Genomic DNA, 8,242 nt, shown 5'->3' on the forward strand with positions numbered 1-8,242 from the left:
TTTTTCAGCAATTTGTTCGGTTTGTAGCTGCAAAATGCGCACATTGCTCTTATCTACCACTGTGGTATTGAGGATATTCTCACGCTGAAAAGGTTGATTGTGGAGAATTTTCATTGCAAGGTCAATTACCTTCTCACCACCTGTTGGATAGATAAATGAAGCATCTTGAACATTGTTTTCTATATTTTTAATGCCTCCATCAATAAGCGCATCTACTCCTACAATAAAAGGCAGCTTACCATTGAACTGAATAGCCGCCTGGCGAGCTCCTGCTGCCATAGGGTCATTCATTGCAAAAACGAGGTCTATATTAGGATGCTGCTGAAATACAAGTTGCAACTGCTTTTTAGCTTCATCAAGCAAATAGTTGCCCCATACTTCTGCTACAATCTGAATTTCTGGAGCTTTAGCTAAGGCATCGACAAAACCTTTATGACGCTCGGCATCGGAGGTAGAGCCTTTGGTACCACGCACTTCGACTATATTGCCTTTGCCTTTGAGAACACCTATGGCATAAAGTCCTGCTTCTTTACCTATTTGGTAATTATTGGCTCCTACATAGGCAGTATAACTTTCGGTAGCTATTTTCCTATCGACCAAAATCACGGGGATACCCTGCTGGTAAGCCTTTTCAATCACAGGAGTACAGGCTTCCGACTCGTTAGGCGAAACGACAAGCACATCTACCTTTTGCTCTATAAACCACTCTATATCGGCAATTTGCTTAGGAGTATCGTCTTTTACACTGCGAATAAGCACCTGGGCATCAGCCTGATAGAGGGCTACTTCGCGTTTGAGCTCCTCATTCATCGTTTGTCGCCAAAGGTCTTCACTGCATTGAGAGACCCCAATAATATAACGCGGTTTTCGCTCTCGTTGGCAAGCAAGGCAAGCCAAGAGAGCGAAACAACAAAGGAAGGTATATTTTCTTATTTTCATTTATTACCTAAACAATTCTAAATGAGCATCGGCAAGGCGAGGCATCGCACCGTGTTGCTGACATACGTAAGCTGATACTTCTACCGCTAATTGGTGTGATTGGGCAATGCTACAACCATTGAGGTAAGAAGCTACAAAAGCAGCCGTGAACGAGTCGCCTGCACCTACCGTATCGGCAATGGTAACCTTAGGTGTCCCTAAGAACGATTTTTCATTAGGCGTGAACACATAACTACCTCGTGTGCCCTGCGTTAGTATAAGGAATTTAAGGTTGTATTTCTCTAACAAGTGCTTGCATACCTCTTCATCAGTTCCTTGCAAATTAAACATTTCGGCAATTTTCACTATTTCCTCATCGTTGATTTTTAGGGCTGTTGCTTTATCTAAGGAATCGGCGATTACTTCTTTGCTGAAGTATTTCAAGCGGAGGTTGATATCGAATACTTTCAGACTCTCGGCAGGCATCAAATCTAAGAACTTATGGATAGTAGCGCGCGATACTGCGCTGCGCTGTGCTAACGACCCAAAGCACACGGTATTAGTGTTCTTTGCTAAGTTCTCAATACGCGAAGAAAATGGAATATTGTCCCACGCTACATTTTCGCTAATCTCATAGGTAGGCACCCCACGACCGTCTAACTGTACTTTTACAGTGCCTGTAGGGAAGTCAGTTTTTTCGATGATGTAGTTGAGTTCTTTTTCTTCTAAACTTTTTAGAATTTCCTTACCGAGAAGGTCGCCACCAATGGCACTCACAGCATAGCCGTTGAAGCCGAATTGCGACACGTGGTAAGCGAAATTAGCGGGCGCACCGCCTAATACTTTTCTTTCAGGGAAAACGTCCCAAAGGATTTCTCCCAATCCTACTACTGTATTTTTCATTGTATTGTATATTATCCTCTCCCCTACCCTCCCCTTGGGGGAAGGAGGCGAGAGTGTTGTTGTTAATTATTTTCTTTTTCAGCGTACAAAGTTATAAATTCTTTTTGAGATTTCATAGTATTAGCAGCGTTTTCGAACTGCTAAGCGTTGGCTTTGAGTCGGGTGCTCATTAGCAATAGATATAATACTCCTATGCTGAGGACAATAAGGGCGCCTATCTGTGAGCCGTTCATTGCATCGGAGGCTAAGCCCATTGCAAAAGGGAAGATAGTACCGCCAAAGAGCCCCATAATCATTAAGCCTGATACTTCATTTTTCTTAGTAGGGTTCTGCAAGAGGGCTTGCGAGAAGATGATTGAGAACACATTGGAGTTACCAAAACCTACTAAAGCAATAGCGATATAGAGCATTGTTTTATCACTGAAAAAGAACAATATCGCCATTGAGGCTATCATACAAAGGACACTAAGAGTGAAGAAACTCTTAGGAGATACTTTGGTGAGAATATAAGCTCCTGACAGACATCCTATAGTACGGAATAAGAAATACCAGCTGGTGGCAAAAGAGGCTTGGGTGGTGGTAAGCCCTAAACGCTCCATAAAGATTGTGGGCGCTGAGGCATTAACCCCTACGTCTATCCCTACGTGGCACATAATACCAATGAAACACAAGAGCACATAAGGGTTAGCAAGTAGTGCAAAACACTCGGCAAAGGTGGCGTTCTTGCTGTCGTTTTTCTCCTCTTCAATATGAGTAGCACCCAGCCACAAGAGGGTTACTACCGAGATAGCTATAAAGAGCAGGAAGAAGAGTCGCCAATCATTGAATTTATCAAAGCAGAAACTCATCAGTAAGGGGGCAGAAAACGAGGCTATTGCCTTGATAAACTGACCAAAAGTGAGTGAACTGGCGAGTTTGTCGCCTTTTACTATGGCTGACATTAGTGGGTTAAGCGATACTTGCATTAGTGTGTTGCCAATACCAAGCAAGGAGAAAGCTACCAGCATAGTGGTGTAATTGTAGCTGATAAAGGGCACTACCATTGCTAAGATGGTAATCACTAAGCTGAGGAGTACGGTTTTGCGACGACCTATTTTGCTCATCAGTACACCTGTAGGCACTGAGAAAAGCAGAAACCAAAAGAATACCATCGCAGGAAGCGCTTTGGCAGTGGTTTCGGTTAAGCCAAAATCGTCTTTTACAAAGTTAGAGGCTGCGCCTACAAGGTCTACAAAACCCATACAGAAGAATGATAGAAGTACGGGCAATAAATATTTTAGATAATTATTTTTCATTTTATTTCAATTTATAAACGGTTATATCATTAAGGTTTAGCGTGCCTTTTTCAGTTTTAAAACGAAGCGTATTGTACACCTCAGTAGGGAATACGGCATTGGTTTGAACCACTTCACCATTATTTACAAATAGCTCAGTAGAGGCCTTATCTACCAACAAACGTACTGTGTAACTCTTCTTAGCTGTTAGGGGTGCTTTGATAGGCGTTTCGGCAAAATTGGCATTGAAGGCTACACTGCTCTTGCTGCGATCTACCGATAGGGTTTTGTTAGCGCAATCGAATAGGTATTTTATTGTTTCACCTTTGGCGTTCTCGAGGGCAAAGCTAAAGCTATCGGTATCATTAGGGGTAACCGTAAAGATGAGTTCGTAGGCTCCTTGGTTGTTAGGCAAGAAGTTCTCGAAAGTTACCGTATTGGAGGGGGTTTTATCGGCTAAAGAGAGGGGTTCACGACGCAAGCTCTCCACCTCTTTTACGGGCTCACTGGCTACTACCAAATGCTCGCCATTATGCGCTAAACGCAAAGTGCGGGCAACGGTCATCGCACTACGGAAGTTTTCAGTAGGAATTTCATTGGCGTAATCCCAGTTGCTCATCCAGCCTATGAAGAGGCGACGACCATCGGTAGTGGGGACATTGCTCCAAGTTACTCCTGCATAATTATCGCGACCATAGTCTAACCAAAGAGGATAGTCCATAGTATCGGGAGTGAAGGTTTTGCCATCAAAATTACCGATGAAGTACTGAGTGGCACTTCCGCCATTAGGTCCACCAGGGTTGATGCTCACAAATAACACCCATTTGGTTTTTCCTTCATAAGTAAGCGGGAAGAGGTCGGGGCATTCCCACACACCACCGTGCCCACCTAAACCTTCGCCAAACTTGCTGAGGCGCGTCCATTCTTTGAGGTTCTTAGAGCCATAGAAGGTAATCGTTTGGGTAGTGGCAAGGCTCATCACCCATTGTTTAGAGGGTGCGTGCCAGAATACTTTGGGGTCGCGGAAGTCGATGATATTAGCATCGGTGAGGACAGGATTGCCTTCGTACTTGGTGAAAGTCTTTCCGCCATCGAGGCTGTAAGCAATAGACTGTGTCTGGCGGTCGCCTGCTGAAGTGAAAATAGCTATCATAGCCCCTTTGCCAAAACCGGCTGTGTTATCGTGGTCAATCACGGCACTGCCTGAGAAAATTGCTCCTAACTTATCGGGGGCTATGGCAGTGGGCTGGTACTGCCAATTCACTAAATCTTTAGAAATGGCGTGCCCCCAGTGCATATTGCCCCAACGCGCTCCGTAAGGATTATATTGGAAGAAGAGATGATACACTCCGTCGAGGTATACCATTCCGTTAGGGTCGTTCATCCAACCGTATTGAGGGGTGAAGTGGTATGATGGGCGGTATTTTTCGTTGTAATTGAAGTTATATTCAGCCGACTGTTTGATTTCGGCTAAGCCCATATCGGTAGTTTTGGCTATTGCAAAAGTAAGGGTTACTTTTTTGCCTTTGTACGCCTCGATAGCGATAGGCACCCAATAGTCGATTTTGTTTTGGGCGATGCGAATAGTCATTGGCACGCCTATAGGAGTGCCTTCTACTGATAGTTGCACGCTGTTTTCAACGGCTTGGTCTTCGACAGGGATAAGGAGATACTTATCTATAGCTTCGAAGGTACGAGTGTAATCGGTCATAAAAACGCTTTTTTTATTGTTACCTTGTTCGATTTGGTCGATGAGGATATGCCCCCATCCGCCTCGTTGGTTATCGACAATGCGGATAGTAGCTTTCTTGTTTTTATAGGCTTTGACGTCCCAAGTAAGCCATTGTAGGGTTTCGGTCTCGAATAGAGAATGCGATTTTAACACACTTTTTCCGTCTACTAAAAGCTCGATATAGGTATCGGGATTAGTACCTCCGCCAATGAGGAAATTGATGTAATTGCGCTCGATGGTGAACTCTTTAGAGGTAAGGGTTCCGCGAGAGTCGTCGCCATTATTGAAGCTATTGGCGAGGTATTTACCTTCAAAGTCTATTACGGGCTGCTGACCGGTATAGCTACCAGTGGCAGGAGTCGCGCCAAAGGCATCGCCTTCTACCGTCCAATTGGCATAAGTGCCTGACTCGAAGTCCTCGATAATGAGGTCATCTTCTTGGTGCTGGCAAGCTGTTATAAGGGCTAAAGCAGCTATGCCATAGGCAAGTGTTATATTATTTCTTTTCATATTCTTTTCTTATTAAAAGATGATACAAATGTAGTGTTTTATTTTGAATTCACAAAACAAAACAAGCGATTTATTAGGCAAAGGCTGCCTTATCATTGAAGGGCAAATTGTCATTCGCCTCTACAAAACATCAATCATTGAAAAATTCTCAACGTTTTGCCGTTTTTATTGCATTTTTTGCAATGCGTTTTCTACTGCTTAGCTCCACTTAGTAACCACTTAGTGTCCACTTAGTGTCCACTTAAGATATACTTAAAGAATCTGCAATGATTTTCTCAATTCGTTATAAATTATTCAATTCTTAGAATTGGAAATTGGCTATTCCGTTAGCAAAAATGCCCCAAGGGTTTTGGTTCATTCTGTAAGAACGAAAAGAGAAGGCGGTGGTGTTGTTGATATATACCACTGCGGCAGAACCTTCTTGTACTACTTTTACCTCGTATTCTTTAGATGTGCTTATGGGGAGTTTTGCTTGTTGGATAGTAGTGGTGGCTCCTCCTTTTAGAACGCGATTGAGTTGTAGCTTTCCTTCGCTGAGATTGAGGTTGATTTGATAGGTTTCTAATTGGCTTGCGCAAGCACCGAATATTAGTCCGAATTCGGTAGCGGTGTTGGCTTTGATTTTAGTTGCTATCTTATTAAAACCTTTGTTGAGGCGACCGAAAACGCGTGTGTTATTATCCAAAGCTACGTTACCCAAGGAAGTGGATACTGCAGGTTTGCTATCGAAAGCTGCTGGCATTTTCACATTTAGGGTACCATCGGGGGTTTGCACCAATTGATGAACGGCTAAAGAGCCTCCCCAGCCGTAAGTGCCCCCATCGGAATATGTTTCGCGGGTAGGTATCCAGCCCCATATATAGCGATGTGTGCCATCGGAAGCGGTTTTGCCTGCATAAAAGGCTATATCGTCTATATTGGGTTGTGCGGGGGTTGTCCAATTGGTTGCCCCTATAGCACGGTATTTGTACTGCACTTGGCGCGTTTTGATATTGGAATAGATAAGGTATTGGTAGTTGCCTTGAGTGAATACATCGGGGCATTCTACCATAAATACGTCTTCGCTATTTTCGATATAAAAGAAGGGATTAGAGGATTCTTTCGTCCAATTCTTCAAGTCGGTAGAGGTGAATTGAGCTATTACGGCTCTCCAAACACCGCTTCCTATATCGGCACGGGTACTTAGGAGCATCTTGTAGGTGTTTCCTTCTTTGAATACGATAGGGTCGCGGAACTCATTTCGGTCGTATCCCCAAGGGGCACGGAAGGCGTGTTGGGTGTCTTTCGTCCACGTTTTTAGGTCGGTAGAAGTAGCCCAATAGATGATTTCTTTGGGGTCTAAATCGCCATTATGCCCTGTATAGAAGGCGTAATAGGTGTTACCGTCCTTGAATATAGCACCTGTACCGAGGGCGTCTTCGTGTGAACCATTGGCACCGCAGGGGATAGCTTCGCCGTTATCGGTATAGTTCACCAAATCGGTAGTGGTGGTGCTATACCAAGGGTGAAAGGTTGCAGGCGCTGGTCGCTGGTCGTAGAGGTAGAAGATATGGAACTTGCCATTGTCGTAGAACGGCATAGGGTCGCCTACCCACGCCTTTTTGGGCTGAAAGAAGGTATGGTAATCAGCTTTTCCATCTTGTACCTCGTAGCAAGTAGATGCTTCGAGATTGACATTGGGGTCGTTGCTCACATATTCTTTTTTATCGCAGGCTATGAGAGCAGCGGCGCACAATGCAATTGGAAATATCTTTTTCATCGTTGTTATCTTATTTAGTTTGCTAAGTATTCTAGGGCGTTAGCGGTAAGCAATTCGATATTGCTTTTGTAGGTATTGGCAGGAGAATTGTCTTCGTTATACCAATCGTAACTACCGATACCAATGCAGAGAGTGCGCCCTGTGTTGCCACGTTTAGGGAACTCGTAGATAGTGGCGCGCTTCATTTCGTTATCCCAATGGTAGCTGGCAAGGAGTTCGGCTCCAGTTTCGGTTTTCCACAAAGGCACATTGTCTTTATAGTCACCAAAGTCTTTCAGATTCCATATAGTGTTATGGTCGCGGCGCTTGGCTTCTTTTGAGAGGAGATAGGCGGCATCGGTTCTACCACTGATTTTGTTCAATCCTTTGAAGAGTGGGTGTGACTCATTTCCTCTGAAACTAATGCCCCAGTCATCGCCTACGGATTCAGGATTCTTGCCTTCATTCCACATATTGTTCACCATTTTACCGCTAAGCACCATACCTAAAGTAGTGGCGTACTGACCTGCCCAAGAGGTCAATAGGAATGAGCCTCCATTGGCATAGTACTGTTTCATCTTGTTCACCACTACGTCATTAGTAGCATCGGCAGGCATATCGTGAGTGCCTACGACATCGTAATGCCACCAAATCACTTTGTAGTTGTTGAGATTGACTTTGCCGTCTTTGATGTCGCTGAACGAGATATATTTAGCAGTGTCGTAGTTTTCGACAAGCCAAGCGTAAGCTGCTTTCTCATCTTCATTGGCGATAGCCGAAGCACTGTTGGCAGTACCTACAAAGGCAATCGCTGCAAAGTTGGTAGGGATAATCTCTACATTGTAGGTAAAACTCTCACCGCGATAATTCATAGTGTAGGTAACGCTTTGAGTGAAGTTTTGGGCAACTCCGGAAGCAGGGCTTACGGTAGCATTAGGGGTAGTACTAAAGGTAGGGGTTAGCGCGGTAAGACTTTCTCCTTTAGGGTATTTTACACTAATTTTACCGGTACTGTGGTCGATAGTGGCTTTGTATTTGCCAATAGCAAAGTTCTCTATCTTGGGGTACTGAGCTGTAACGGTATAGTCCCAATATAGGTTGCCGTTGAAGATGCGGTACTTAGCGCCACTGCTCAAATCTACATTAGCGGCAGCTTTGGGCACTGAG

General features: G+C 44.2%; 6 protein-coding genes. All 6 read right to left on the minus strand.

The genetic code is table 11. The features are described 5' to 3' along the window. Positions 1 to 939 (minus strand): substrate-binding domain-containing protein (locus HMPREF9074_RS10715; protein ID WP_156961117.1); only part of this gene is annotated, 939 nt, incomplete at its 3' end. A 3-nt stretch (positions 940 to 942) separates the two neighbouring features. Then, entirely contained in the window at positions 943 to 1,821 is an 879-nt protein-coding gene (locus tag HMPREF9074_RS10720; protein WP_009388672.1) for a carbohydrate kinase family protein, read from the minus strand. A gap of 140 nt (positions 1,822 to 1,961) precedes the next feature. Continuing rightward, positions 1,962 to 3,116 (minus strand): MFS transporter, encoded by a 1,155-nt coding sequence (locus tag HMPREF9074_RS10725; RefSeq protein WP_255359616.1) that lies wholly within the window; start codon positions 3,114 to 3,116, stop codon positions 1,962 to 1,964. Between the two features lies 1 nt (position 3,117). Continuing rightward, entirely contained in the window at positions 3,118 to 5,337 is a 2,220-nt protein-coding gene (locus tag HMPREF9074_RS10730) for a glycoside hydrolase family 32 protein (RefSeq protein WP_009388674.1), read from the minus strand. Between the two features lie 301 nt (positions 5,338 to 5,638). Next, complete coding sequence (locus HMPREF9074_RS10735; protein WP_009388675.1) at positions 5,639 to 7,096, minus strand: glycoside hydrolase family 32 protein; 1,458 nt, start codon at positions 7,094 to 7,096, stop codon at positions 5,639 to 5,641. Positions 7,097 to 7,110: 14 nt separating this feature from the next. Then, a partial coding sequence (locus tag HMPREF9074_RS10740; protein ID WP_034540737.1) for a DUF4960 domain-containing protein occupies positions 7,111 to 8,242 on the minus strand: 1,132 nt, incomplete at its 5' end.

Source organism: Capnocytophaga sp. oral taxon 329 str. F0087 (assembly GCF_000213295.2).
In the GTDB taxonomy this organism is placed as follows: domain Bacteria; phylum Bacteroidota; class Bacteroidia; order Flavobacteriales; family Flavobacteriaceae; genus Capnocytophaga; species Capnocytophaga leadbetteri_A.

Bases quoted from the DNA above. Each gene is read 5' to 3' on its own strand.
- HMPREF9074_RS10725 (WP_255359616.1), bottom strand. From the start codon at position 3,116: ATGAAAAATAATTATCTAAAATATTTATTGCCCGTACTTCTATCATTC.
- HMPREF9074_RS10730 (WP_009388674.1), bottom strand. From the start codon at position 5,337: ATGAAAAGAAATAATATAACACTTGCCTATGGCATAGCTGCTTTAGCC.
- HMPREF9074_RS10735 (WP_009388675.1), bottom strand. From the start codon at position 7,096: ATGAAAAAGATATTTCCAATTGCATTGTGCGCCGCTGCTCTCATAGCC.
- HMPREF9074_RS10720 (WP_009388672.1), bottom strand. From the start codon at position 1,821: ATGAAAAATACAGTAGTAGGATTGGGAGAAATCCTTTGGGACGTTTTC.